The sequence below is a fragment of the Aquitalea sp. genome, assembly GCF_030150775.1.
GTDB classification, from domain to species: Bacteria; Pseudomonadota; Gammaproteobacteria; order Burkholderiales; family Chromobacteriaceae; genus Aquitalea; species Aquitalea denitrificans.
In genome coordinates this window covers 1-25,304 of record NZ_JASLFG010000015.1, presented here as the reverse complement: position 1 = coordinate 25,304, position 25,304 = coordinate 1, and the positions used below count along the sequence as shown (strand labels likewise).

Here is a 25,304-nt window from a genome sequence, read left to right as displayed (position 1 = left end):
TCTACTGTTTTCGTGACAATTTGCGTCTGCATGACAAGCCGGCCTTGCTGGCGAGCGGTCAGCAGGCCAACGGTGTTTGCCGGGCACAATGGGGTACAGCATGACCGAGCTGAGACTGATCCTGGGAGACCAGCTCAACCCCAAACACAGCTGGTTTGCCCGGCAGCGCGATGACGTGGTTTACCTGCTGCTGGAGCTGCGTCAGGAAACCGGCTATGTGCTGCACCATGCGCAAAAGCTGCTGGCCGTGCTGGCCGCCATGCGTGACTTTGCCCGTTGGCTGAAAGCCGAAGGCCATCGGGTGCGCTATGTCACCATCGATCATCCGTCCAATCGCGGTGCGCTGGAAGACAATCTGGACGCACTGCTACAGCACTATCAGGCCAGCGCGTTCTTGTGGCAGCTGCCGGATGAATGGCGTCTGGACCAGCAATTGCACGCCTGGGCAGCACGACAGACCATCCCCTGCCAGGCCGTAGATAGCGAACATTTCTACACCCACCGCCACGAAGCAGGCCAGTTGTTTGCCGGCAAGGCGCAGTGGCGCATGGAAATCTTTTATCGTCAGATGCGCAAGCAATACAGCGTCTTGCTCGACGACGGCGGCAAACCCGCCGGTGGCAAATGGAATTTTGATCAGGATAACCGCAAGGCTTGGCGTGGCGCGCCGCCGCCCCCGCCCGACACGCGCCCCAGCCACGACCACCGCCAACTATGGCAAACCTTGCAAGACGCTGGCATTTCCTCCTTCGGCCAGCCTTGTGCCGAGGCCTTGCGCTGGCCGCTCAACCGCGCTGAGGCACTGCATCAACTGCATGACTTCATCCGCCAGGCCCTGCCACACTTTGGTGATTATCAGGATGCAATGCATACCGATGAACCGCGCCTGTTTCATTCCCTGCTGTCTTTCGCACTCAACACCAAGATGCTGTCGCCACGCGAAGTGGTGACCGCTGCCGAGCAAGCCTGGCTGGCCGGTGCAGCACCGCTGGCGGCGGTGGAAGGCTTTATCCGCCAGATTCTGGGCTGGCGTGAATACGTGCGCGGAGTGTACTGGGCGCGCATGCCGGACTATGCCCACAGCAATGTGTTCCAGCATCACCGCCCTTTGCCCGGCTGGTTCTGGCATGGACACACCGGCATGCGCTGCCTGGCCCACGCCGTCGGTCAATCACTGCGTGATGCCTATGCGCACCACATCCAGCGACTGATGGTCATCGGCAACTTTTCTCTGCTGGCAGGCCTGTCACCTCAGGCGCTGCATGAATGGTATCTGGGCGTGTACATCGATGCCTTCGAATGGGTTGAGCTGCCCAATACGCTGGGCATGAGCCAGTTTGCCGATGGTGGACTGCTGGCCAGCAAGCCCTATGTTTCCGGCCATGCCTACCTGCATCGCATGAGCAACTACTGTGGCGGCTGCCGCTACCGGCGTGAGGCGCGGCACGGTGAGGACGCCTGCCCATTCAATGCCCTGTACTGGGATTTTTTCCGCCGCCAGCGCGCGCGCCTAGGGGATAACCCACGGCTAGGGCTGATCTACAAACAACTGGACCAGATGAGCAATACCGAACTGACGGCACTGCGCAACAGTGCCGAACGCATTTTGCAAGGGCTGGAAACCCTGTGACTCCCTCACCCAAGGAAAACACCATGCGCCTTCCTCGACTATCCCACTTCGTCCTCATCGGCTGCGGCGTGTTGCTGACCGCCTGCTCCACCCTGCCGCCACCGGGCATTACCCCGGTTAGCGGCTTCGAATTGCAACGCTATAGTGGCAAGTGGTATGAAATCGCCCGGCTGGACCACAGCTTCGAGCGCGGCCTGAGTGATGTCAGCGCCAGCTACGCACCAAAAGCCGATGGCAGCGTCAGCGTGATCAACCGTGGCTTTGACAGTGAGGCCGGGCGCTGGAAACAGGCAGAAGGCCGGGCACTGTTTAATGGTGATCCGCACAGCGGCTCCTTGAAAGTGTCCTTCTTCGGGCCCTTCTATGGTGGCTATCACGTAGTGGCGCTGGATCCTGATTACCGCTGGTCCATGGTGGCTGGCAATAATCGTTCTTACCTGTGGATTCTGGCGCGAGAAAAGCGCTTGCCGGATGCAGTGCTGGCCAAACTGCTGGCGCAGGCGCGGCAGCTGGGCTTCGACACCGACAAGCTGACCCAGGTCAGCCAGACCCGCAGCAACGACTGAGCCATGCGCATCAAACTCAATCCACGCAAGCTGCTGTTAAGCAAATGGACCGCACTGCAGCCACGTAATAAGGAAAAACACTTCCTGGTGGTGCGGGTGCTACAGCCAGAGGATCCACAGGCCGCCATCACCGAAGTGGAGCTGGAAGCCGTCCATAGCCGCCACAGCCGCATCATTCCCTGGAAAACGCTGACCGATGCCGAACACTGGCAGCAAGGCTGGTGCTGATCCTCATACATGAAAACCAGACATCCATGCGCAAATCCATCGCCATCATCGGAGCCGGCATTGCCGGCCTTTCTTGCGCCGCCACCCTGCGCGATGCCGGTCATCACGTCGTCGTTTTTGATAAAGGCCGTGGGCTGGGAGGCCGCTTGAGCACTCGGCGGGGCGAAGGCTGGCAGGCCGATCACGGTGCGCAATATTTCACTGCTCGCCATCCGCTCTTCCAACAGCAAGTCCAAAACTGGCTGGGTAACGGCAGTGTCGCCATCTGGCAGGCCCACCCCGCCGTGCTGGGCAGCAGTCAGGTACCGGCGCATGACGCCCCGGTACGCTACCTTGGCGTGCCAGGCATGTCTGCACCGGCCAAAGCACTGGCCGCCGGGCTGGAAGTCCACACCAGTCACACCATCCAGGGGCTGATCCACGCAGCCGATGGCTGGCGGCTAAGCAATGCTGAACACGGTCAGCTTTCTGGAATCCACTCCCAGGTAGTGGTGGCTTTACCATCTCCCCAGGCAGCCTCGCTGCTGGCACAGGCCTCACCCTCGCTATCCACCTTGGCTGCAGCTCACCGCATGCTGCCTTGCTGGACCGTCATGGCCCAACTGGAAGAGCCGGCACAGCTCGGATTTGAGGCTGCTTTTGTCAATTCAGGCCCGCTACGCTGGCTGGCCCGCAACAACAGCAAACCGGGCCGCAGCGGACAGGAATGTTGGGTACTGCAAGCGAATGCGCACTGGAGTGCTGCACATCTGGAAGATGACGCCGCCAGCGTTAAGCAAACCCTGCTGATGGCATTTGAACAACTGGGTGGGCCGCCTGCGGTAGCCAGTTCTGCACACCGTTGGCGCTACGCCGACTGTGAGGCAAGTAACCTCGGCAGTGTGTGGGATGCAACGCTAGGCATTGGACTGTGTGGCGACTGGCTGCATGGCGGCAAGGTGGAAGGTGCCTGGCTCAGCGGCCACCACCTGGCCAATAAGATACTGGAGCGCGAACAAGGGTGAGCCATGGCGAATGCCATTAGAACTACACGCATGCTGCCGTGCGCATGCACGTAAGGGGCGTGCCTACAGCAGCGGCAAGGCCAGTTGGCCGCGGCTTTCTGCTGCGCTAAGCGTGACGGCTACAGGACCGCCAGCTCGCCATCCTGCGCCATGCCCAGGCTGACCATTACCACATCCGGCGGGTAGTCTTTGCCTGCCGCAGGCAGCGTCCGGAACCGGTGTTGTCACCGCTGGGCCGCAGCCCGCAAACAAGGCCGCATCAGCCGGCCAGCCAGGCTGCAAGCTGCCGCTGTGGCAGCGGATCCCCCAGCGCTTCAATCAGAAAATCGACAAAAGAAGCAATACGCGCCGAAACCGCCGTATTGCGGTAGTAAACCGCCTGCACCGGCTGCAGCATCTCCTGGGTATGCGCCGGCAGCAGCGGCAGCAGATGGCCGGCAGCGCGATCCGCCGCCGTCATGAAATCCGACAGGCAGGCAATGCCATTCCCCGTGAGCGCCAGCTGGCGCAACGTTTCGCCACTGGAGGCACGTACTGTCGGCGTTATCCGCAAATACCCGCCATCGCTGCCGGGCAGTGGCCACAGATTGAGCGACTCCGGCTCGCTGAAGCCCAGCAGCACATGTCGGTCCAGTTCGGCCATGGTTTGCGGCTGGCCATGCGCCGCCAGATAGGCCGGGCTGGCCAGCAGGCGCACCTGGCTATAGGCAATCAACCGGCTATGCAGGGTGGAATCCTTCAACTGGCCAATGCGGATGGCAACATCGGTACGGCGTTCCAGCAAGTCGATGATGCCTTCATTGCTGTTCAGCTCCAGCTCCACCTGCGGAAAACGCGCACGATAGGCCTGCACCAGCGGCACGATGACATGCAGCATGAAGGGTGATGCTGCATCAATGCGCAAACGCCCCGACGGCATGGCCCGGCGTGCGCGCATCTGCTCCTCGGCACGCTCTACCGATTCCATGATGGTGCGGGCATTGTGCAGAAAGGCCTGGCCCTCCTCGGTCAGTTCCAGCCGCCGCGTGGTACGGCGCAGCAAGGTCGTCTCCAGCTTTTCTTCCAGCCGCCCCAGCGAACGGCTGCACGCTGACACGGTCAGACCCAGTTGCTGGGCTGCGGCAGTAATCGACCCGGCATCCACCACGGTGGCAAATACCTGCATTTCATCCAGCGTGATGTTCATTATTGAATTTAATTCAAAATAATTTCGTTTATAACCTGCTTTTTGTGCAAAAGCAAAGCAGGCACACTGCAGGCAGTCCCTAGTCGACACCCCATTCCTACCCGTCTTGCCAGGCAGGAATGGGCAATGCCGCCAGCAACCAGGAAAGCAGCCACATGCCCACACCCACCCCTTATGTCATCAACCTCGTCATTCCCGATAGCATTGAGCGAGCACTACCACAACACACCCAGCACCCGGAGGGGCAGCAATGAGCCCGATAGCAAACACTGTGCCGTCCAGTAGCGACAAGGCCTGGCTGTCTTTGCTGGCACTGGCCATGGGTGCATTCAGCATCGGCACCACCGAGTTCTCGCCCATGGGCCTGCTGCCGGTCATTGCGCAGGGCGTGCATGCATCCATTCCGGCTGCCGGCATGCTGATCACCGCCTACGCCATTGGCGTGATGCTGGGTGCACCGCTGATGACCATCTTGCTGTCGCACTGGCCGCGCCGCCGGGCCCTGATTGTACTGATGAGCATTTTCACCGTGGGTAATCTGCTGTCCGCCGTGTCAACCGACTACACCACACTGCTGCTGGCCCGCCTGGTGACCAGTCTCAATCACGGTGCATTTTTCGGACTGGGTTCACTGGTGGCGGCCAGCGTGGTGCCGCGCCACAAACAGGCCAGCGCCGTTGCCACCATGTTTATGGGACTGACCATCGCCAATATCGGCGGCGTACCGGCTGCCACCTGGCTGGGGCAGGCCATAGGCTGGCGGATGTCGTTTGCCGCCACTGCCGTGCTGGGACTAATCACCATGCTTACCCTGCGGCTTGCCTTGCCGCGTGGCGAGGCCGGACAGGCACCGCAGGTAAGACGTGAGCTGAAGGTGCTGACCCGCCCGCAGGTACTGACGGCCATGGCCACGACCGTGCTGGGTTCTGGTGGCATGTTCACGCTCTACACCTATATCGCGCCGACGCTGCAACAGCTGACCGGAGCCACACCCGGCTTTGTCACAGCCATGCTGGTGCTGGTGGGAGTCGGTTTCTCGATCGGCAATCTGGCCGGTGGCCGGCTGGCCGACCGCACGCTCAACGGCAGCCTGATCGTCTTTCTTACCCTGCTGGTTGCCATCATGCTGGCTTTCCCGCAGCTGGCGCAAAGCCATGGCGGAGCTGCCTTTGCCATCGTGGTATGGGGCATTGCCACCTTTGCCGTGGTGCCTCCATTGCAGATGCGGGTGATGCGGGCTGCTGCAGAAGCACCCGGGCTGGCGTCCTCGGTCAATGTCGGTGCATTCAATCTGGGTAATGCGCTGGGGGCCGCTGCCGGTGGTGCCGCCATCTCGACAGGGCTGGGCTATGCAGCTGTCCCGATTGTCGGCGCGTTGATCGCAGGCGCGGGCCTGCTGCTGGTGCTGGCCCAACTGGCCCGGCAACGGCAGGCAGCACAGGGCGCACGCACCGAAACCTGCCAGGTCAAATCCTGATTTTCATGCTGGGGCAACCGCCCCGCCAGCCACCCCATTTACTCACCATGGAGCACACACCATGAACAAGATTCCCGCCTTCGGCCTCGGCACTTTCCGCCTGCAAGGCCAGCAGGTCATCGATTCGGTCAGCACCGCCCTCGAACTGGGCTACCGCACCATCGACACTGCGCAGATCTATGACAACGAAGCCGAAGTAGGACAGGCCATTGCCGCATCCGGCATCGCCCGCGACCAGCTGTTTCTCACTACCAAGATCTGGGTGGAGCATATGTCCGCGGACAAGCTGCTACCCAGCCTGATGCAAAGCCTGGACAAGCTGCGAACCGACCACGTGAACCTGACGCTCATCCACTGGCCGGCACCCGAGCACGGCATTGCCGTGGAAGAGTGCATGACGGCACTGGCCCGGGCGCAGCAACAGGGGCTGACGCGTCGTATCGGCGTGTCCAACTTCAATATCGACCTCACCCGGCAGGCCATTGCTGCCGTTGGCCAACAGGCTATCGCCACCAATCAGATCGAACTGAGTCCCTATCTGCAAAACCGCAAACTGGCCGGCTTCCTGCAGGATGCAGGCATCCACGTCACCTCCTACATGACCCTGGCCTATGGCAAAGTGCTGGGCGATCCGCTACTGGCCGACATTGCCCGCCGCCATCAGGCCACGGTTGCCCAGGTGGCATTGGCCTGGGCCATGCAGCTGGGTTATTCCGTCATTCCTTCATCCACCCGCCGCGAAAACCTGGCCAGCAATCTGCAGGCAATGCAGCTGCGCCTGAGCGCCGAGGACATGGCCGCCATTGCCAGCCTGGAGCGTAATGGCCGCGAGGTGAACCCCGCCGGTCTGGCCCCGGACTGGGACTGAGGCCGCATCAGCTCATGCTCTGATACAGCTCGTCTTCCTGGGCAAAATGCAGTTGCAACACCGTATCCAGGCTGTACAGCGTGCGTTGCAACTCCAGTATTTCCAGCTGTGATGCAGGCCGGGGCAAGGTGGCTATCTGCATGGCCAGCTTGCGGGAGAGCTTGAAAATTTCCTGATGGCTGCGGCTCAGCGCAGCCAGCGGGTCCTCCCCGCCCAACACCTGCGCCATGGCCGGGTAGACATGCTGCTCTTCCATTTTTTCATGCGGTAGCAGCTGCTGGGTCAGCATGGCATCCAGCCGTGCCAGCTCCTCCAGCTGCTGGGCATGCTGCAGTTGCGGCAGGCCGCGCGCCAGTGCCGACAGCTGCTGCAGCAGAGGATGCAGCTTTGCATGCTCGTCATTCAGTTGCTGCGCAGCATCCGTTGTCAAAGGCCGGGTCTGCAGTAGTGCCGGATGCGGTGCGAGCGCCCGCAGGGCATTCAGGATGACGGCAACATCAATCAGCTCCTGCAACACGGCCCCGGCAACCGGCGGCAGATAGCCAATGGCAGCCGCCAGCATCGCCAGCAAAGACAGGCCCATGCCGGCCATCACGCTTTGCCGGGCAATCGCCATGGTTCGATGTGCGGTCATCACCGCCTCGGCCAGCCGGTCCAGCCTGTCGTTCAGCAAGACGACTCCCGCACTCTCGGCCGCTGCAGCAGCCCCCTGCCCGCCCATTGCCACGCCGACACCGGCGGCACTGAGCGCCGGCGCATCGTTTACACCATCCCCCACCATGATGGTGACCCCCAGGCTGGCGGCCTGCTGCAGCTGACGCAGCTTATCCTGTGGCTGTAGCCCGGCATAAATCCGGTCCACGCCGATACCATGGCCGATGGCTTCCGCCACATCCTGCCGATCACCGGACAGCATGCTGATCTGCCTGATTCCGCTACGGCGCAACATGCGCAGGGCGCGCGGGGTTTCCAGCCGCAGCTGGTCCGACATTTCCAGTACACCCAGCAATTCGCCATCACGCGCAACAAACACCGCGCTGGCCCCCTCGATATCCAGACGTGCCTGCAATGTCGTTGCCCAGGCGGGCATGACCTTGAGCTGTCCGGCCACAAAAGCATGACTACCCAACACCAGCCGATGGCCATCCAGCATGCCGCTCAAGCCGGCCCCTGGTGTTTCTTCCAGCTGCTGCGGCATGGGCAGACCGGTTTCGCCCTGATCCAGTGCCGCCTGCAACACGGCGGTGGCAATCACATTGCAGGACATCTGATCCAGTGCTGCCGCCAAGCGCAGCACCTCGGCGGGCGCAATGGCCACCGCCGGGTGAATGGCAACCAGCTTGGCCTTGCCACCAGTCAGGGTGCCGGTCTTGTCAAAAAACAGCAGCGTGGCACGATCCAGCGCCTCCAGCACGGCCCCGCCCTTTACCAGTACGCCTCGGCTGGCACAGCGGGAGATGCCCGACAGCATGGCCACTGGCACGGCCAGCACTAGCGGACAAGGCGTGGCCACCACCAGGACGGCCAGCGCCCGTAGCGGGTCCTGGCTTAGCAGCCAGGCAAGGCCGGCCAGACCCAATGCCAAAGGGATGAACCACAGCGCATAACGGTCAGCCATGCGGGTAAGCGGTGCCCGCGCCTGGCTGGCCTCGGACACCAGTTTCACGATGCCACTGAAGGTGCTTTGTGCGGCCGTGGTGGTTGCCGTCATGCTGAAAGCAGCCGCGGCATTCAGCGTGCCACTGCGCAACAGTGCGCCGGTTTGATGTGCAACCGGCTTGGCTTCACCGGTAAGGGCCGACTCGTCCAGCAAGGCAGCGTCATCCAGCAGCCGGCCATCTACCGGCACGGTTTCACCGGCCTTCACCAGCAGCCGGTCGCCAACCCTTACCTCCTCCAACGCAACCCGCTGCAGGCCATTGGCTTCCACCCGGTTGGCATGGCGAGGTGCTCGGGCCAGCAGGCCGGACATCTCGCGCTCGGCACGCCCGGCGGCATAGCTGTCCAGCCAGCGACCGCTGGCGGTCATCGCCGCGATGATGGCCGCCGTCAGTGGCTGATCCAGCGCCAGAGAACCGGCAATTGACAACAGCGCCAGCAGATCAACCCCGACATCGCGCTGCCGGATGGCACGCCATGAATCCAGCAACAGCAGCAGCACGGCCGGCATGGCCGATGCCGCCAGCATGACATCCACCGGCATGCTCAGGCCGGACATGCGCTGTAGCACCCATGCCAGCAAGGCCAGCAGTGGAGAGGACAGCAAGACCGCATAAAGCAGGTTCTGGTTTTTTTTCACCTGGGAAACCTAGTGATCATGAGGAGATGCCACCGGGCTGGCGGCATGGTCAAAGCTGATGTCCAGCAGAGGCGCGTCTGCTTCTGCCTGACAGGCCAATATCCAGCCATCGTCGATTTCTTCTTGAGATAGCACAAGATTATTGTGCATGACGACCTTGCCCTGCGCCACCTTGCATCGACATGCACCACACATGCCGGCCCGGCAACGACAGGGCGGCTGCAACCCATGCTGCTCCATCGCATCCAGCAGACGATGACCAGCGGGCAGCAAGAGCTGGTGGCTGGTGCCGTACAACCGTACCTGCAACCGGGCACCGTCAAGCGGAGACTCCGGCTGCGGTGCGGGGGAGGCTGCCATCCCGGGCGGACTGGTTTCAACACGCTTCCGCCTGGACAAGCCCAGCATGAAACCCACTGCCGGGCGGCGAAACAACAGCAACAAGCCTATATGCAGGCCAATCAGCCACAAGCTCAGTTTTGCCAGCATGGCGTGGACATCGGCGGCATCCACCAAGGGCAAACCAGCAAACAGTCTCCCCAGAGCCTGGGCCGCGGCCTGTGGCATCAGCCACTGCAGGCCATGACTGATCACCGCCGCGTTATCCACCATCAGCACGCCGCTTGACACCAGCAGCGCCATGACACTCAGCAGGCCAAGGGTAAGGCCCCTGCTCCACTGCCCGCTACTACGCAGGCGCGCCAGATTCACGCCAGCAGGAAAACCCTTTCTGCGCGACCATGCCGCCCACACGCGCCAGCCCAACAGCAACAGACAGCCATATCCCAGCCAGGCATGTAGCAGGCCGGCATTCTCTCCGCTCAGATAGGCCAACAGGAAAACCGCAGCCATCACCCAGTGAAACATCCTGAAACCCATATCGCCTCTCCCATCAGACTGGAACAGGCCCGCATCATGCGGCGGGATGCTTAATGCGCAATTAAACCGCTTACCGTGGTGCCATTGTTTCCACCACACGCGTTAAGCGCTGCTTAAGCCGGTAAAACTAACATCAGCCTGTGTTCAATACAGGAGAGCGAACAATGCGCCCATGGATGATCCTGACCCTGCTGATGGCCAGCGGGGCAGTCATGGCAAGCCCGGCCATCATCAGCGACTATGCTGGCCAGGCAAAGCAGGCCAATAGCGGATTTGCCGGGTTTTCTGCCGAGCGCGGCAAAAGCTTGTACTACCGGGAAACCGTGCAAGGCGGCAAGAAAATGAGCTGTGCCACCTGCCATACCGCCGACCCGCGCCAGCCCGGCAAGACGCCTGCCTTTCGTCCGATTGATGCCATGGCACCCGTCATTACGCCATCTCGTTTCACGGATGCAAAAAAGGTGGAGAAATGGTTTCGCCGCAATTGTGATGATGTTTTCAAACGGGAATGCACGGCACAGGAAAAAGGCGACTTCCTTACTTTTCTGAGCAGCCTGAAACAAGGATGAACACCATGAAAAAACCTATGCTGCTGACTGCCCTGCTCCTGCTTGCCGGTGCCAGCGCCACGCTGTGGGCCGAAGACGGAGAACACCAAAACCGCGAAAAACACCCCAAACAGACAGGCCGCTCCCTGGCTCAGGCACCGGCGGTCTGGAAAACCGAGTGCGGCAGCTGCCACATGGCCTATCCGCCCGGGCTGCTGCCCGCCACGGCCTGGAAGAAGCAGATGGACACGCTGAAGAATCATTACGGCGTCAACGCCACCCTGACTGCGGAGGACGAAAAAGTAATCCGCAGCTATCTGGCCACGGCAGCAGCCAGCGGGCGTGGCGCGGCAGAGCCGCCAACAGCTGGCGAACCGCCACGTATCAGCCGCAGCGGCTGGTTCATCCGCAAGCACGATGAAATCAGCCCGGCAGTATGGAAGCGCAAATCCATCGGCAGCGCATCCAACTGCCAGGCCTGTCACAGCGGTGCCGCACGCGGCGACTTTGATGAAGACGGCGTCAGAATTCCCCGCTAAACCACACCCCTGCGGCAAGTAGTCAGAAATCCTGCACCGTGGGGCGCAGCACCACTTCGTTGATGGCAACCGCTGCGGGCTGTCCAATGGCATAGGCAATGGCCTGCGCCACGGCATCGGCCGGAATGGCCTGCTGCTGGTAGAAGGCTTCCACTTCCGCACGGCTGGCAGCATCGCCGGAACCCAGCGGCAGCTCGCTCTGTACCGCACCGGGTTCGATGGAAGTCACACGCACTTTGCCGGCCATTTCCTGGCGCAAGCCCTCGGAAATGGCACGCACGGCAAACTTGGTACCGGAATACACCGTGCCGCCTGGCGCATACACTTTCAGCCCGGCCACCGAGGAGATGTTGATCACATGCCCACCACCCTGCTGCTCGAACAGCGGCAGCACGGCGGCAATGCCATACAACACGCCCTTGATGTTGATGTCTATCATGCGGTCCCATTCGTCGCTACGCAGCTGCTGCAGCGGCGCAATCGCCATCAGGCCGGCATTGTTGACGATGACGTCGATGCGGCCAAAGGCCTCACGCCCGGCAGCCACCAGGGCCTGCACTTGCGCCTTGCTGGTGACATCGGTCACCGCATGTACTGCCTCGCCGCCAGCCTGGCGGATATCCTCCACCAGTGCCTGCAGGCGATCGCCACGGCGTGCTCCCAGTACCACCCGCGCACCCAGCGCCGCCAGATGACGGGCCGTAGCTTCGCCCAGCCCGCTGCTGGCACCGGTAATCACCACGACTTTTCCTGCGATTCCATTCGACATTGCTTGCTCCATGTGATGGCGGGTCCGTCCCGCCTTGCATCGCAGTATCCATCAGCAGAAAACACCAATAAATGAAATTGTTTGCACTTTATAATTACAAAAAATGGAATAAATCAGCGACGGGAGTCAAACCATGTTGAACCGGCTGGAAATGCTGCGCATCTTTTGCGTGGCCGCAGAATGCAGCAGTTTCAAGGAAGCGGCACAGCAACTGGGCAGCTCGCCACAGGCAGTAACCCGTGCCATCAAGGAGCTGGAACAGCTATTGGGCGAAGTACTGTTCTACCGCAATACCCGCCATATCCGCATTACCGGCTTTGGCGCCAGCCTGGCGGTGCGTGCCAGGCACACGGTGCGGGAAATGGACCAACTGTTCCAGCACCACGGCCCGCAAACGGCGGATGAAATCAGCGGGCTGGTGCGGATTACCGCCCCGGCCGCCATCGGGGACGCCTATCTGACACCCGCGCTGGCCAGCCTGCTGCCATTGCACCCGGGCTTGCGGGTGGATTTGCGCCTGTCCGATGTGCTGAGCAATACGGTGGACGAGCAGATCGATATCGGCATCCGGGTGGGCTTCATGCGTGACAGCCGGGTGATTGCCCGCGCCGTGTGTCCGGTGCCGTTTCACATCGTGGCCAGCCCGGCCCTGCTGGCCCGTTGCGGCACCCCTAGCACGCTGGCCGAACTGGAAGCGCTGCCGGTGACGGTCAGCCTGGACCCCAATACCGGCAAACCCTGGCCATGGTTTCTGGCCGATGAACAACAGTGGCAGCCGCCTGCCCCGGTATTCATGGCCAGCGACACCCGGGCCGAATGCCAGGCCGTGCTTGGTGGCATCGGCTTTGGCCAGCTGGCCGGCTTCATGGCCGCGCCGCTGATGGCCAGCGGTCAGTTGCAAGCAGTATTGCCACAGCTGGCCCCAGCGCCATGGCAGCTCTATTTGTACCGGCCACAGCGCGGGCCAGTGCCCGCCCGTATCCGCGCGGTGTTCGACCACTTGCTGCAAAACTTCAGTCAGGCAGCATTTTTCCGCTGAATCCGCCAGTGCACACACACCGCGGCAGATGCAACATGACAAAGGCGCAGCCAAGCCCCGCCCGGACTGCGCCGCCTTGCTTCACACCATCCTTATTGCTGCTGTTTGCGCTCCTCCTCGTACTCACCCCACAAGGCATTCAGAATACCCAGTGATACGGCAAAACCTATGCCCAACACCCATGCGAAATACCACATATCGTTCTCCTTTCAATACGCACTGTGATTGTTTTCACGCACATAGGCAGCCGTTACCTTGCCGGCCATCACCCGGTAGGCCCAGCGCGTGTACAGGATGATCAGCGGCATGAATATCAGTGTGACCCCCAGCATCAGGCCTAGTGTCAGCTGGCTGGATACGCTGTCCCACACCGTAAGACTGGAGGCCGGATGGCTGGATGAAGGCATGATGAAGGGAAACATGCTGACACCCGCAGTGGCAATCACCCCGCTCAGGCCCAATGCCGATGCCCAGAAGGCGGCAAAACTGCGCCCGCCGCGCAGCAGCAGCATGGCGGTAATGCAGCCCAGGTAAGCGATGGCAGGCAGCAGCATGGTCAAGGGCCAATGCTGGTAATTTCCCAGCCAGGCTCCGGCGGCGCGGCTGACGGTCTTGGCCAGCGGGTCTGGCAGTGCTTCCGGCTGTACCACCGAGGTAATTACATAGCCATCAATGCCCAGTGCCAGCCAGATGCCGGCCATGGTAAAGCCGGCCAGCCAGATCAGGCCGCTGGCCCTTACCCAGCGCTGCGCACGCTGCTGGATAGCACCCTCGGTACGGTGCGCCAGATACACCCCGCCATGAAAGGTGATCATGGCGCTGGATACCACGCCGCACAGCAAGGCAAAGGGGTTGAGCAGGCCCCAGAAACTGCCCTCATAAGTGGATACCAGATTGCTGTCAAAATGAAATGGCACCCCCTGCAGCAGATTGCCAAAAGCCACGCCAAAGATCAGCGGCGGCACCGTTCCCCCGACAAACAGGCCCCAGTCCCATACCGAGCGCCAGGTGGGGTTGTCTATCTTGCTGCGGTAATCAAAGCCCACCGGCCGGAAAAACAGCGCCCATAGCACCAGCAGCATGGCCCAGTAAAACCCGGAGAACGCGGTGGCATACACCAGCGGCCAAGCGGCGAAAATCGCCCCGCCGCCGGTGATGAACCATACCTGATTGCCATCCCAGTGCAGGCCGACGGTATTGATCACCACCCGACGCTCGGTATCGTCCCTGCCGACGAAGGGCAGCAGCGTACCCACGCCCATATCGTGACCATCCATGATGGCAAAACCGACCAGCAACACGCCGACCAGCAGCCACCAGATCACCTTCAAACTTGCATAATCCAGCATGATTGTTCCTCAGTGAGCGGTTTCATTGTCGTAGCGGCCAGTCCCCAGACTGCCCGGCCCCTGACGGGCAAAACGCACCATCAACATCATTTCCACCACCAGCAACACCGTATAAAAGCCGATAAAACCGGCCAACGAGCCATACAGCGACTCCACCGACAAGGTGGACACCGACAACCGGGTGGGCAACACGCCATAGATGGTCCACGGCTGGCGGCCATATTCGGCCACGATCCAGCCCAGTTCGCAGGACAACCACGGCAGCGGCAGGCAGCACAAAGCCAGTTTCAGCAAGCGGGGCCGATGCTGGAAATTGCCCTTGAGCGAAGCCCAGAAGGCCCAGCCAAACAGCAACAACATGGCCATGCCCATGCCCACCATCAGCCGGAAGGACCAGAACATCGGTGCCACGCGCGGAATGGTGTCCCGCGCGGCAGCATCAATCATCTGCGGAGTGGCCGTGGCCACATCGGCGGTGTACTTCTTTAGCAGCAGGCCAAAGCCCAGATCCTGCTTGCGGGCTTCCAGCACCTTCAGGGCAGCACTGTCGTTGCGATTGCGCCGCAGGGTTTCCAGCGCCTGCACCGCCAGCATGCCGGACTGAATGCGTAAGCGGTTTTGCGCGATGATTTCGTGGATGCCGGGAATCTGCTTGCTGACAGAGCGGGTGCCAATCAGGCCCATCACCCAGGGAATGCTCACCTGCCAGTCGTTTTCCATGCGCGCCTCGTTCGGCCAGGCCAGCAGGTTGAACGATGCCGGGGCCGGCTCGGTATGCCACATGGCTTCGATGGCGGCCAGCTTGGTCTGCTGTGCCTCGCCCACGGTGTAGCCGGATTCATCGCCCAGCACGATCACCGAACACACGCTGGCAAAGCCGAAGGCGGCGGCAATGCGAAAGCTCTTGCGGGCAAACTCCACATTGCGCCCACGCAGCAGATACCAGCTGGAAATGGACAGTACGAACATGGCTCCGGTGACATAGCCGGCACTCACGGTGTGCACGAACTTGGCCTGGGCATCCGGATTGAGCAGCACAGCGGCAAAGTCGGTCATTTCCATGCGCATGGTCTGGTAGTTGAACTCAGCCCCCACCGGGTTCTGCATCCAGCCGTTGGCAATCAGGATCCACAAGGCCGACAGATTGGTGCCGATGGCCATCAGGATGGTGGCCAGCAGGTGCTGTTTGCGTGACAGGCGGTTCCAGCCAAAGAAGAACAGGCCGATCATGGTGGACTCAAGGAAAAACGCCATCAGCGCCTCGATGGCCAGCGGCGCGCCAAAAATATCCCCCACATAGTGGGAGTAATACGCCCAGTTGGTGCCGAACTGGAATTCCATGGTGATGCCGGTGGTCACCCCCAGCGCAAAGTTGATGCCGAACAGCTTGCCCCAGAAACGGGTCATGTCCTGATACACCTGCTTGCCGGTCATCACCCACACGGACTCCATGATCACCAGCAACCACACCATGCCGATGGTGAGCGGGACAAACAAAAAGTGGTAAAGCGCCGTCACGGCAAACTGCAGTCGCGACAGGTCGACGACATTATCTAGCATTGTTTTTCTCCAGGTGTTGGCTGGCCTGTGCCGCATCCAGCATATTGTCTGCCACGCTGGCGGCATCGACATGTACATGATTGGGTGCAACAAAGGCTTTCCAGATAATCAGCAACAGCACTACCTTGATGCCGATGATCCAGGCCAGTTCGCGGCTCAGCTTGCGCGGTGTCTTCTTCATGGGCTGGCTCTCTGTAATGGGGTGCGGTCCAGGCATGGCCGGCCATTGCCGGTAGCGGCACATCCCTAGCATCCTGATTGCAAGTGTCATGCCAGCGGCAAAACCCTTGTTTCGCCCTGATTTCCGGACATTTCTGCGCTAACATGTCATTTCTGTCATGACAAAAAAAACACCATGTCACCCCTGACAAATGAAGCCAGCCTGGAAACCATCAGCCGCATGCTGGATGAACTGGACGAACCACGCATCGTCATTACCGAACAGTTCGACATCCTGCATGCCAATCCTTCATACCAGGCGATGTACGGCAAGGAAGTGACCGGGCGGCGCTGCTATGCGGTGTCGCATGGTTACAGCAGGCCCTGCAACGAAGAGGGTGAATCCTGCCCCCTGCAGATGACGCTGGCCAGCGGCCAGCCGGAGCGGGTGCTGCATATCCACCGCACCGCCCACGGCGACGAACATGTGGATGTGGAGCTGATGCCGCTGGCCGACATCAGCGGCCACCGCCACCTGTTCATCGAAAAAATGACACCGCTGCCGCAGGCCAGCAGCCAGCCCGCCCCGGACAAGATGGTGGGCCGCAGCCCGGCCTTTCGCAGCATGCTGTTGCTGGCGCAGCGGGCCGCCCCTTCACACGCGGCCGTGCTGCTGGTGGGAGAATCCGGCACCGGCAAGGAAGGACTGGCGCGTGCCATCCACCAGAATGGCGGTCCCGGCAAGCGTCCCTTCATTGCCGTGGATTGCGCCAGCCTGACTGAAACCCTGCTGGAGAGCGAACTGTTCGGTTACGAGAAAGGGGCGTTTACCGGCGCACAGCAACGCAAGCAGGGCCTGGTGGAGGCGGCGCATGGCGGCACGCTGTTTCTGGATGAGATCGGTGACTTGCCACTGTCGCAGCAGGTCAAGCTGCTGCGCCTGCTGGAATCCGGCAGCTTCCGCCGCGTAGGCGGCATCAGCAGCATACCGGCCAATTTCCGCCTGATTGCCGCCACCCATCGCAATCTGGAAGCCATGGTGGCCGAGGGCAGCTTCCGTGCCGACCTGTTCTATCGCCTAGCGGTGTTTCCCATCCGCTTGCCGCCATTGCGGGAGCGGCGCGAGGACATCCCGCTGCTGGCCACCGCCCTGCTGGAGCGCGTGGCACCGGGCCGCCCGCTGCAACTGGAAGCCTCTGCCTGGCAGTGGCTGTTGCAACAGCCTTTTCAGGGGAATATCCGCGAACTGCGCAATCTGCTGGAGCGCGCCAGCCTGCTGAGTGACGGTGACACCATCACGCTGGAGCACCTGTTGAGCGAGCCATGGCCCGGCACGCCAGCGCCAGTTCCCCCAAGCGGCACCAGCACCAGCACGGAGCAGCAATTTTGCTCGACACTGCGTGCGCTGGCAGAGGTAGAAGCTGCTTATCTGCAATGGGCCGTCGTACACAGCGGGCTAAGCCGCCGGGCACTGGCCGAACGGCTGCAAATGACCGAGCGCACGCTGTACCGTTATCTGGCGGCGCTGGAAAAGAAAACCCCCGCCACATAGACGGGGGCCAAAACTACAACCTTGGGTGCAGCCTACTAGCAAACTCCGTTCCAGCCAGACGGCCTGCATGCAGCCGGCACGCCAGGGCCAGCTGGTAGGCTTAGTCAGGCAGGCGGGCAATCATGCCAATCAGCGCCGAGCGGCCCTGATGCCGCAAGCCTTCCTGCAGCTCGGCCTGAAATTCAAGCAGCTCTTCAATCTGGCAACCGGCAAAAGCCGCACGCAGCAAATCCAGCGTGTAAAGCTGGTCGATCTCGGACGGGCCACCCGTACCCAAAGCCAGCTGGGCCGGGGTATAGCCCAGCAAAAGCAGCCGCCCGCCTGGCTGGCACAGTCGCATCATGTCGGCAAACTGCTTGTCTCTTTGAGCGGGCCTGGCAAACTGCATGAAAATGGCCACCACCCAGTCATGACAGCCCTGCAACGCAGTCGGCGGCCATGCATCGTCCAGCATGTCATGCTGGTAAAAATCAACATCCAGCTGCCGTGACGCCGCCAGTTGCACAGCCTTTTCCCGTGCCGTGGCGGAGGCTTCTACGGCGGTAACCCGCAAACCAAGCCCCGCCAGCCAGACGGAATTCCGTCCCTCGCCATCAGCCAGACAGATGGCACGCTGCCCGGCATGGAAACCGGCCTTCTTGCTGGCCAGATACTGATTGGGTGTGGTACCAAACAGATATTCCGCACCAGCTTCCTGATATCTCCGTTCCCAGTCTGCCGCTGTCGTCATTTCAGACCCCTCCATCAAACCCAAGGTGGCGCCGGCTCAGGCCGCCTCCCGATCCGTCACCAACATGCCGGCCATGCCAGCCATCACCGTCATATTGGCCTCTTCCATGGCCACCAGCGCAGCCAGCGCCGCATCCATATTGCCACTGCGATAGCTGCTTACCGCAGCACGGGCATGATCGTGCACCGCCTTGTGCGGCAGCTCCATGGCCCGATAGCTCGGCAGATTGGCAAAGGCGGCACGCCCTTCTCCCTGGTAATACCAGCGCCCCAGACGGCATTGTGTTTCGTCCGGTACATCCCCCGGCTGCATGCCGGACAGACCGAGCAAGGTCTTGTACACCTCCAGCTTGAGCATCAGTTCTTCCAGATTGGCCAGCTCAACGTTAGCCAGCCGTGACGATGCGGCGATGCGTTGTTGCATGTGCACCGACAGTCCAAGCAAATGCTGCATGCTCTGCATTGCCGCCATGCTTTCCGCGCTCTGGCTGGCAGCATTGCCCGCCCCCATTTCCATCACTTCACGCGCCTGACTGGTTTCCAGTTGTATGCCACTGACCAGACCACTGATCTCGGTGGTGGCCTTGGCCGTACGCTCGGCCAGCTTGCGCACCTCATCGGCCACCACGGCAAAACCACGCCCGGCCTCACCGGCCCGTGCGGCCTCAATGGCGGCATTGAGCGCCAGCAAATTGGTTTGCTCGGCAATTTCCTTAATCAGCTGCACAATGCCACCAATCTGGCCGGCACGGCGTGACAAGCCCTCCACTTTCTCCCCTGCACTGCCAATTCGCTGTTGCATATCCTGCAAATCACTGGCGATCTTTTCGAAAGCACGCCGGTTGGTATCGGACTCGGCCGCCGTTGCCTGGGCAGCCTCGGCTTCCTCATTAAGCAAGGACGACAAGCCGGAGAACGATGCCCGCATGCCATCCAGCGAGTCACCGAAACGGGGGAAGTTTCCTGTTACGCCATCCAGCAACTGCTGGCGCTCAACAAGGCCGCGCTCACGCTCGCCCGCAGCAGCCAACTGTTGACGCAGCGAATCAACCTCCATGGCAAGTGACTGATTCTTATCAAGTAGCTGTTGATTTTCCTGCCGAGCCTGTTCCAGATCCTGCTTTGTCTTGAAGCCAAACATGACGCTACCTTTACCAGAAAACGAGCCGCCCAACCGCTGCAGACAGAATGCCAGGCCGCTCATTAAGATTCATCTGAAATACATATTATTGCTGCACAGCCCCATCACTCAAGTACCGAGTAGCAGCCCGCCAGAACCGGGCACGAAGCACGGCGGAGTCAATCCAGTGCAATAGTATCGCATTACGATACTTTAGTCAGCCGCATAAAATGCCACACCTCACCAAGCCCAGCCAACTTCCGGCAGACCAACTGCGCCACAACCGCCACAACCAAATATCTTTAAGCCAAGCAATACTGCGCACCACAGATAATCAGCCAAATCCAGACCAGCCCCAAAGTCAGATCACCCCTCGGCCAGCCATTGATAAAACAAAAGAATTACCTATAGTGCAGCAAGCAATACCAATTACAGACAAGCCACTATTCTTGCCGTCCCTGCTGGACAAACTCCTGATCAAGATAGGGTTAATTGTTTACTGATTTAAAATTGATTATTTATTTTAAATGCAAATCTTAATAAATTAATCACCTAGGTGGTTATGCGTATCGTCACCTCCCACTGTATTTATTAAAATCAGCAAGCTTCGCAACACCGTCGGCAACACTGCCGTCCTTTATGCCTTTGCTGTTTTTCTTGAGCACCTGAAATAAAAAGCAAGCTTGCACCCTGCACGCCTGGCAGATACATCAGGGGTCATCAAAGCTGCTGTCGCCCACACACAGAAAACCGGATTGACCCCTATGCGTCTGAATACTGCAATCGGCAACAATCAGAATCAGAAAATAGTCCGCAGCTGGCTGGAACGACTGCCCGCGGCCAATCCGTACGGCAGTGGCGAACAGCTGCTTGAAATCCAGGCCTTCATCCAGCAAAACGAGCACACCCCCTCATTACGGCTGGGGCTGCAACGCCAGCTATTTGAGCACAGCAGTCAGTGGCTGCAGCAACTGGAAGAGCAATTTGGCGAGAATGCCTGCAACCACGCGGCTCTGCGCCTGGCACGCATGGGCAGCAAAGTGCTTGCCCAGCAACTGGAAGGGGTGCAGCAATTACTGAAAACCACCCTGAATACGCGCCCGCTGCTGTCATGGCGACGCCGGGCCCAGCAGGAGTTGACCCTGGCACTGGATATCGCCCAGCGCTACGCCTGCTTTGCACTACGCTGCCATGTGGATTTGAATGCCAGCTACTGGCTGACTACCCACTATCTGTATTACACCGCATTACAACAAGGCTGGCTGAGGCAACAGATTTCATCTGGCATGACCATACTGACTGGCTACCAACACCTGCAGTTGCTGGGCATTACCGACGGCAAGCACATGTCCGGGGCGGAAATCGAAACCACGATTCAGCTAACCGGACTTCTGGCCGACAAGGTGGAACTATGCAAGCTGCAACAGCAAGAACCGGCCAATGCCGGGCATATCTACCTGCTCGACCTCACCCGCGGCAGCCCGCCGCAGTTTCTGCTGTATACCGCCAGCCTGCAGCGGGACGAACACTGCCTGGCATTTGATCTGAGCATGGTGATTACCGAGCTGCTGCAATATGGCGCAACAGACGGGGCCGGAGGCAGACCCAATCGCGCACTGGCCGTGATCGTGGCACAAAAGCTGGCGGAAACATGGACTGCGCCCAAGCGGCGGCGACACAATCGGCACACTGTCCTGCAATCCATGTCACTGATTGCCCAGATGCGTGCCATCCGCCAGGTTCTGGGCAGCAATATGGATCGCTTGCCCTTGCGTGGCAAACTGGACTACAAACCCCAGCGCTCGCACATTTCCATCTTCCAGGCATTGAACAAAAGTGATAGCGGGCTGCTGCTGCGCGGCAACCCCGGCCATCAGTCGTTGCGCATCGGCGAACTGCTGCTGGTAGCCGACAAGCTTGCCCATCACACACCATCGCTCTACGCCGTGCGCTGGACTGCAGTATCCGAACACGCCAACGAAGTGTCCTGCGGTGCCGAACTCATCGGCAACGACCCGGAAGCCGTTGATGTCATGCCCATGGTAACCAGCCCGCATGAGGTTTTTCAGCCCGCATTGCGCCTGCATGCCAGCCAGGGTGACCAGATATCCAACCTGCTCATCATCCCAGGCCAGCCCTTTGCACTGTGCCGGGAATTCCGCCTGCGCGATCGTCGTGGCGAGCACAAGGTAAAAGTAACCCGCGTACATATGCAAACCGCCCTGTACCAGGCAATGGAATTTCAGCGTGCGCTGTAAATTTTTATAAATATTTTAATGTCATTGCAAATAAATAACAGCAATGACAATGTTAAAAAATAATATCAAAAAAAATAATATGCAGGAAATGCCACCACAGCACAGCCTGCTTTATATATAATCTGCACATCAATCGTTTATCCTGATCAAACAAGAGGGATCATGAAAAAAATCACCAAGGCAGTATTCCCCGTAGCAGGTCTCGGCACCCGTTTTTTACCGGCAACCAAGGCCAGCCCCAAGGAAATGCTGCCTGTTGTGGACAAACCGCTGATTCAATATGCAGTGGAAGAAGCCATTGCAGCAGGAATTACCGAGCTAATTTTCATCACAGGCCGTAACAAACGCTCGATTGAAGATCATTTCGACAAAGCTTATGAGCTGGAAACCGAACTGGAATATAAAAACAAAAAGAAACTGCTGGAAACGGTTCAACAAATCCTGCCGGCCAATGTCAGCTGCATTTATATCCGCCAATCCGAAGCGCTAGGTCTGGGCCACGCGGTACTATGCGCCAAGCCGGTAGTAGGCGACGAACCATTTGCCGTGATTCTGGCCGATGACCTGATCGACGGCGAACCGGGCGCTATCGAACAGATGGTGAAGGTTTACCAGGAAACCGGTGCCTCGGTGCTGGGTGTGGAAACCGTGGCGCGGGAACATACCGCGTCCTACGGCATTGTGGATGTGGAGCCGAAAAACGGTCAGCAACATATCTTCAATATCGTGGAAAAACCCCATCCTGACGTGGCCCCGTCCACCCTGGCCGTGGTAGGACGCTACATCCTGTCGCCACGCATTTTCGACAAGCTGGTAAATGTCAGCAGCGGCGTGGGCGGCGAAATCCAGCTGACCGACGGCATTGCCGCGCTGCTGAAGGATGAAACCGTGATTGCCCACCCCTTCAAGGGCGTGCGCTATGACTGCGGCACCAAGCTGGGCTACCTCAAAGCCACCATCAACTACGGTACCAAGCATCCGGAAACCGGCCAGGAATTCAGCAATTTCCTGAAAACCATCAGTCTCTGATCCAACCGATCAGCACCCCGGAACGCAAACGCGCTCCGGGGTTTCTTTTTGTCTGCTCGCACGACAATGCAGCGCATCAGTGCCTGGAACTTTCCACCATCAGCCTCAGACGAAACAGGCTTCGTCACGATACACTCCGGCAGCAGCATCATTTCAGTCGAAGACTTCCCCCACCTCACCCCTCAACAGGAAGCAAACATCCGATGTGGAACAGATTTACCAATCTGGGAGACCTGGCAGTCATGTTGCCACTGGCCATGGGCATCGCCATCTGGCTGCTGGCCCAGAAAAAATTTGCCAGCGGCCTGCATTGGCTACTGGCATTTGGCAGCGCCGGCCTGCTGGTTGCCATCAGCAAGATCGCCTTTATCGGCTGGGGAATCGGCAATCGGGATTTCGATTTCACCGGCATCAGCGGCCATACCATGCTGGCCACCGCCACCCTGCCCGTCCTGCTCTACCTGCTGACTCAGGCATTCTCACCGCGCTGGTCTCACCTTGCTGCGCTTGTCGGCATCCTGATGGCGGCGGGCATCGGCTACTCCCGACTGGTTATCCAGGCTCACTCGCTATCGGAAGTTGTCACCGGTTTTCTGTGCGGTGCACTGGCCAGCACAAGCTTTATCCGGCACGGCAATGACACCTACTCCAAAGCCGCCGGAATGGTATTGCTTGGCCTGTTTTTCCTGATCACCGGCCAGCAATTCGGCCAAAAAGCCCCAGGCCAGGACATCATTACCCGGATTGCCTTACACATGGCTCAGCACAACAAACCATTTGATAGATCAATGCTTCACAACAGCAGTACCCAGCTTAACAAGCCACTTCCACTCAATTAGCCAACAAAATTGTTGGCCCAACTGAGATATCAGCCACTTCAATAGATATCAAGCTGCAAATAGCACCGCAACCAACCCCACGCCAGAAAAATAAAACCATTACGACTAACCACCAACGATACGCCTTCCAATCAAGTATTTTCTCAAAAACATTACCACACACCACGAAACAAGAAAAACCACAAGCGAAAGCAATGGAATCAGAAAAAAAACAGCACCTGCATGACTAATGGAAAACAATTTCCCTGCAATTATCAAAAAAATCGGATGTACCAAGTAAATACCAAATGAGCACTCAGATAGCGAAGCAGCACAAGGTAAATTAAAATCAAGCTGCCTTGAGAGAATAAAAATCAAAAAAGAAAAACACACCACCGCAGGGCTCTGATAGTCATAGATCAAGGCCAGACCTTGATCTCCGTAAAAATACATGGCCACGCCTGCACCACCAAAGACAATCAAACCAAAAAAAACCAACATCCCAATCAAAAATTTCTGGGAAAAAGGCAGGACCATCCCTCGCAAAAAATACCCACCAATAAAAAAGCCAAGAAATGGAACAAACTTAATCAGAAATAATTTTGGATTTTCGCCCAAAAACAAGTTCACAGAAGACAAAAGGCACAGCAAAAACACCAGTAACAATCCAGATTTTTCATCCAGATTTTGTACTAGCGTTTTCAAAAATGGAACAAACAAATACAAACCAACCAACATATACAAGTACCACAAGTGCACATACGGCACACCTTGCATTAATGTGGCAAGCACATCTTGAGACTGTATATTTTTAAAAACAAAAAAACGGATAGACAAATAAAAAACAGTCCAAAATACCAACGGCACCAAAACTCTGACAAACCGCTTCCGATAAAACAGAAAAATCGACCCAGGGCCATCAAGCAAAAGTGAGCCTGATATCAATAAAAATACAGGTACAGCCCATCTGGAAATTGCATCATAAAAATTAGCAACCCACCACACCATGTGACCAGCGTCATGAATCTTTACCAGATATCCTGCTGAGGTATGAAGCATCACAACGGCAAATGCCGCGGCAACACGTAAACACTCAATCTTTCTGTCTCGTTCCACCATGGCTACCGTGTCGGACTTCCTCAGTAAAAACCCAAATGCTGCCAAGCCATCAATAGCTAGGCAGCACTCTTCCCATTACATCAGGCCTTGACGATGTGGTCGGCGGGGTCCAGATACTTGCCACGGCTGTCGACAATCAGCTGGGCGTGTTGCTTCAGCAGGGCATAGTCGAACTTGTCATGGTCGGTGGCCAGCAGCACGCAGTCGTAGCTGGCAATGGTGGCCGCATCCAGCGCCACGCTGGACAGCGCGAAATGGTGCTCGCGCATTTTCGGGAACACCGGCACGTGCGGGTCGCTGTAGGACACGTCCGCGCCCAGGTCGCGCAGTTTTTCCATCAGGAATACCGACGGGCTTTCACGCATGTCGTCCACGTTCTTCTTATAGGCAATACCCAGCACCAGCACGCGGCTGCCGTTGATGGCCTTCTTGCGCAGATTCAGCGCAGCGGCCACTTTCGCGACCACATAATCGGGCATGGCGCTGTTGACTTCACCGGCCAGTTCGATGAAACGGGTGTTCACGCCGTATTCACGCGCTTTCCAGGTGAGGTAGAACGGGTCGATCGGGATGCAGTGA

General features: G+C 59.1%; 26 protein-coding genes. 14 read left to right on the top strand and 12 right to left on the bottom strand.

The window, feature by feature from the left end; translation table 11 throughout:
• The first annotated feature begins 100 nt into the window (after positions 1-100).
• The 4 genes from QVF59_RS05365 to QVF59_RS05350 are packed head-to-tail and all read left to right on the top strand — an operon-like array spanning position 101 to position 3,428.
• The gene (locus tag QVF59_RS05365) at positions 101-1,630 is read left to right on the top strand and encodes a cryptochrome/photolyase family protein (protein ID WP_287877853.1); all 1,530 of its coding nucleotides are present in this window, start codon (positions 101-103) and stop codon (positions 1,628-1,630) included.
• Positions 1,631-1,653: 23 nt separating this feature from the next.
• The gene (locus tag QVF59_RS05360; protein ID WP_287877850.1) at positions 1,654-2,196 is read left to right on the top strand and encodes a lipocalin family protein; all 543 of its coding nucleotides are present in this window, start codon (positions 1,654-1,656) and stop codon (positions 2,194-2,196) included.
• A gap of 3 nt (positions 2,197-2,199) precedes the next feature.
• Positions 2,200-2,424, top strand: coding sequence for a TIGR02450 family Trp-rich protein (locus QVF59_RS05355; RefSeq protein ID WP_287877847.1), 225 nt, complete (start codon positions 2,200-2,202; stop codon positions 2,422-2,424).
• Between the two features lie 26 nt (positions 2,425-2,450).
• The gene (locus tag QVF59_RS05350; protein WP_287877845.1) at positions 2,451-3,428 is read left to right on the top strand and encodes an NAD(P)/FAD-dependent oxidoreductase; all 978 of its coding nucleotides are present in this window, start codon (positions 2,451-2,453) and stop codon (positions 3,426-3,428) included.
• A 259-nt stretch (positions 3,429-3,687) separates the two neighbouring features.
• On the opposite strand, the gene QVF59_RS05345 is transcribed toward QVF59_RS05350, so the two are convergent.
• Entirely contained in the window at positions 3,688-4,614 is a 927-nt protein-coding gene (locus QVF59_RS05345) for a LysR family transcriptional regulator (RefSeq protein ID WP_159876320.1), read from the bottom strand.
• Between the two features lie 250 nt (positions 4,615-4,864).
• On the opposite strand from QVF59_RS05345, the gene QVF59_RS05340 reads away from it, so the two are divergent.
• On the top strand, positions 4,865-6,091 hold the full coding sequence (locus QVF59_RS05340) for an MFS transporter (RefSeq protein ID WP_159876318.1): 1,227 nt from the start codon (positions 4,865-4,867) through the stop codon (positions 6,089-6,091).
• Between the two features lie 61 nt (positions 6,092-6,152).
• Complete coding sequence (gene dkgB / locus QVF59_RS05335; RefSeq protein WP_159876316.1) at positions 6,153-6,959, top strand: 2,5-didehydrogluconate reductase DkgB; 807 nt, start codon at positions 6,153-6,155, stop codon at positions 6,957-6,959.
• Between the two features lie 7 nt (positions 6,960-6,966).
• On the opposite strand, the gene QVF59_RS05330 is transcribed toward dkgB, so the two are convergent.
• Positions 6,967-9,258: a heavy metal translocating P-type ATPase gene (locus tag QVF59_RS05330; RefSeq protein ID WP_287877842.1), complete on the bottom strand. Its 2,292-nt coding sequence runs from the start codon at positions 9,256-9,258 to the stop codon at positions 6,967-6,969.
• Between the two features lie 9 nt (positions 9,259-9,267).
• The gene (locus tag QVF59_RS05325) at positions 9,268-10,137 is read right to left on the bottom strand and encodes a 2Fe-2S iron-sulfur cluster binding domain-containing protein (RefSeq protein WP_287877840.1); all 870 of its coding nucleotides are present in this window, start codon (positions 10,135-10,137) and stop codon (positions 9,268-9,270) included.
• Positions 10,138-10,301: 164 nt separating this feature from the next.
• Here QVF59_RS05325 and QVF59_RS05320 point away from each other — a divergent pair, with 164 nt between their 5' ends.
• Together QVF59_RS05320 and QVF59_RS05315 are read left to right on the top strand one after the other, a co-directional pair.
• On the top strand, positions 10,302-10,706 hold the full coding sequence (locus QVF59_RS05320; RefSeq protein WP_159876312.1) for a DUF1924 domain-containing protein: 405 nt from the start codon (positions 10,302-10,304) through the stop codon (positions 10,704-10,706).
• Between the two features lie 5 nt (positions 10,707-10,711).
• Positions 10,712-11,224, top strand: coding sequence for a diheme cytochrome c (locus QVF59_RS05315; RefSeq protein ID WP_287877838.1), 513 nt, complete (start codon positions 10,712-10,714; stop codon positions 11,222-11,224).
• A 22-nt stretch (positions 11,225-11,246) separates the two neighbouring features.
• Here QVF59_RS05315 and QVF59_RS05310 read toward each other — a convergent pair whose 3' ends face one another.
• The gene (locus QVF59_RS05310; RefSeq protein ID WP_287877836.1) at positions 11,247-11,993 is read right to left on the bottom strand and encodes an SDR family oxidoreductase; all 747 of its coding nucleotides are present in this window, start codon (positions 11,991-11,993) and stop codon (positions 11,247-11,249) included.
• Positions 11,994-12,126: 133 nt separating this feature from the next.
• On the opposite strand from QVF59_RS05310, the gene QVF59_RS05305 reads away from it, so the two are divergent.
• Positions 12,127-13,032, top strand: coding sequence for a LysR family transcriptional regulator (locus QVF59_RS05305; RefSeq protein ID WP_287877835.1), 906 nt, complete (start codon positions 12,127-12,129; stop codon positions 13,030-13,032).
• Positions 13,033-13,124: 92 nt separating this feature from the next.
• Here QVF59_RS05305 and cydX read toward each other — a convergent pair whose 3' ends face one another.
• From cydX to cydP, 4 genes are read right to left on the bottom strand one after another with little or no spacing between them, the layout of a single operon-like run.
• Positions 13,125-13,229 carry a cytochrome bd-I oxidase subunit CydX gene (gene cydX, locus QVF59_RS05300; protein ID WP_287877833.1) on the bottom strand — a complete coding sequence of 35 codons (105 nt, stop codon included), beginning with the start codon at positions 13,227-13,229 and terminating at the stop codon, positions 13,125-13,127.
• 12 nt (positions 13,230-13,241) lie between these two features.
• Positions 13,242-14,381, bottom strand: a complete 1,140-nt coding sequence (gene cydB, locus QVF59_RS05295) for a cytochrome d ubiquinol oxidase subunit II (protein WP_287877831.1) — start codon at positions 14,379-14,381, stop codon at positions 13,242-13,244.
• A gap of 9 nt (positions 14,382-14,390) precedes the next feature.
• Entirely contained in the window at positions 14,391-15,941 is a 1,551-nt protein-coding gene (locus QVF59_RS05290) for a cytochrome ubiquinol oxidase subunit I (RefSeq protein ID WP_287877829.1), read from the bottom strand.
• The gene (cydP, locus tag QVF59_RS05285; protein ID WP_159876300.1) at positions 15,931-16,122 is read right to left on the bottom strand and encodes a cytochrome oxidase putative small subunit CydP; all 192 of its coding nucleotides are present in this window, start codon (positions 16,120-16,122) and stop codon (positions 15,931-15,933) included. Before cydP ends, QVF59_RS05290 begins: the two co-directional genes overlap by 11 nt.
• Before the next feature lie 174 nt (positions 16,123-16,296).
• Between cydP and QVF59_RS05280 the strand changes: the two genes are divergently transcribed.
• Entirely contained in the window at positions 16,297-17,652 is a 1,356-nt protein-coding gene (locus QVF59_RS05280) for a sigma-54 interaction domain-containing protein (protein ID WP_287877827.1), read from the top strand.
• Positions 17,653-17,752: 100 nt separating this feature from the next.
• Here QVF59_RS05280 and QVF59_RS05275 read toward each other — a convergent pair whose 3' ends face one another.
• On the bottom strand, positions 17,753-18,382 hold the full coding sequence (locus tag QVF59_RS05275) for an SAM-dependent methyltransferase (RefSeq protein WP_287877825.1): 630 nt from the start codon (positions 18,380-18,382) through the stop codon (positions 17,753-17,755).
• Positions 18,383-18,418: 36 nt separating this feature from the next.
• Positions 18,419-19,522: a methyl-accepting chemotaxis protein gene (locus QVF59_RS05270; RefSeq protein ID WP_287877823.1), complete on the bottom strand. Its 1,104-nt coding sequence runs from the start codon at positions 19,520-19,522 to the stop codon at positions 18,419-18,421.
• A 209-nt stretch (positions 19,523-19,731) separates the two neighbouring features.
• Between QVF59_RS05270 and QVF59_RS05265 the strand changes: the two genes are divergently transcribed.
• From QVF59_RS05265 to QVF59_RS05250, 4 genes are all read left to right on the top strand, one after another.
• Positions 19,732-20,004: a hypothetical protein gene (locus QVF59_RS05265; RefSeq protein WP_287877821.1), complete on the top strand. Its 273-nt coding sequence runs from the start codon at positions 19,732-19,734 to the stop codon at positions 20,002-20,004.
• Between the two features lie 261 nt (positions 20,005-20,265).
• Positions 20,266-21,759 (top strand): cyclic-di-GMP receptor FimW-related protein, encoded by a 1,494-nt coding sequence (locus QVF59_RS05260; protein ID WP_287877819.1) that lies wholly within the window; start codon positions 20,266-20,268, stop codon positions 21,757-21,759.
• A 162-nt stretch (positions 21,760-21,921) separates the two neighbouring features.
• A complete protein-coding gene (galU, locus tag QVF59_RS05255; RefSeq protein WP_159876290.1) occupies positions 21,922-22,788 on the top strand; it encodes a UTP--glucose-1-phosphate uridylyltransferase GalU in 867 nt (288 codons plus the stop codon).
• A gap of 203 nt (positions 22,789-22,991) precedes the next feature.
• On the top strand, positions 22,992-23,627 hold the full coding sequence (locus QVF59_RS05250) for a phosphatase PAP2 family protein (protein WP_287877816.1): 636 nt from the start codon (positions 22,992-22,994) through the stop codon (positions 23,625-23,627).
• A 105-nt stretch (positions 23,628-23,732) separates the two neighbouring features.
• Here QVF59_RS05250 and QVF59_RS05245 read toward each other — a convergent pair whose 3' ends face one another.
• Together QVF59_RS05245 and QVF59_RS05240 are read right to left on the bottom strand one after the other, a co-directional pair.
• Entirely contained in the window at positions 23,733-24,725 is a 993-nt protein-coding gene (locus tag QVF59_RS05245; protein ID WP_287877815.1) for an acyltransferase, read from the bottom strand.
• 80 nt (positions 24,726-24,805) lie between these two features.
• Positions 24,806-25,304 (bottom strand): UDP binding domain-containing protein (locus QVF59_RS05240; RefSeq protein WP_287877813.1); only part of this gene is annotated, 499 nt, incomplete at its 5' end.